The organism is Variovorax sp. 01T439_2 (genome assembly GCF_056398445.1).
Map to the genome: position 1 here is coordinate 1 of NZ_JBFTPJ010001301.1, position 1163 is coordinate 1163.

Genomic DNA, 1163 nt, shown 5'->3' on the forward strand with positions numbered 1-1163 from the left:
CGCCGGCCCCGTCGCGCAATCGCTGCTCGAAGTGAGCGGCGTGCTGGCGGTGGGCGGCGCGGTGATCTTCGCCGGCGTGATGCTGCTGCTCGCACTGGCCGTTCGCCACCGCGGTGGCGGCCGGGTGAACACGCGCTGGTGGCTGCTCGGCGGCGGCCTTGCTTTTCCGACGGTGGTGCTCTCGGCGCTCTTCGCCTACAGCGAATTCCACCGGCCGCCGTGGCGGCCCGTTCCACCGCCCGGCGCGCTGATCGTCGGCGTCACGGGCCACATGTGGTGGTGGGAGGTGCGCTACCGCGACCCCGCGAGCGGCGCCGAGGTGGCCACGGCGAACGAGATCCGCATTCCGGTCGGCCGGCCGGTCTATTTCGGCCTTGGCAGCGCCGACGTGATCCACAGTTTCTGGGTGCCCTCGCTCGGCGGCAAGATGGACATGCTGCCCGGCCGCGTGCAGCACCTGCTGCTGCAGGCCGACCGGCCCGGCACCTGGCGCGGGCAGTGCGCCGAATACTGCGGCGAGCAGCATGCGCGCATGGCGCTGCACGTGGTGGCCGAAGAGCCCGCGGCTTTCGATGCATGGCTCGCGGCGCAGGCACGGCCGGCGGCCGCGGCTTCGCGCGAGCTCGAACGCGGCCGCGAGGCCTTCCTCGCGCACCGCTGCAACGCCTGCCACACGGTGCGCGGCGTGAGCGAGCAGAGCCGCCTCGGGCCCGACCTCACGCACGTGGGCAGCCGGCTGCACCTGGGCGCCGGCACCGCGCCCAACGATGCCGCGCAGCTCGCCGCCTGGGTGGCCCACACGCAGCAGCTGAAGCCGGGCGCGCGCATGCCCTCCTCCGGCGAGCGCATCGGCGAGGCCGACCTGCAATCCATCGCGGCCTGGCTCGCGCAACTGAAATGACGACGCAGGCTCCCACGGAAGATCCTTCGAATCTGCCGCCGCGCCCCGCAGGCGAGCGCGAGGCCCTCGAGCGCGCGTGGCGCCCGCCCACCGGCTGGCGGCTCTTCTCGGCGGTCAACAACACGCGCATCGGCGTGTTCTACATCGCCACCGCCATGCTCTTCTTCGTGCTGGCCGGCATCCTGGCGCTGATGATGCGCACGCAGCTCGCGGTGCCGGACAACCACCTGATCGACGCGGGCACCTACAACCAGCTCTTCAC

The 1163-nt window shown here is 72.6% G+C and carries 2 protein-coding genes; both read left to right on the forward strand.

The genetic code is table 11. From position 1 onward, the window contains the following. Nucleotides 1-901, forward strand: a 901-nt coding sequence (locus AC1DOC_RS34470) for a cytochrome c oxidase subunit II (RefSeq protein WP_478131682.1), incomplete at its 5' end; no start/stop codon positions are given. Next, nucleotides 898-1163 (forward strand): cbb3-type cytochrome c oxidase subunit I (locus AC1DOC_RS34475; protein WP_478131683.1); only part of this gene is annotated, 266 nt, incomplete at its 3' end. The genes AC1DOC_RS34470 and AC1DOC_RS34475, both read left to right, overlap by 4 nt.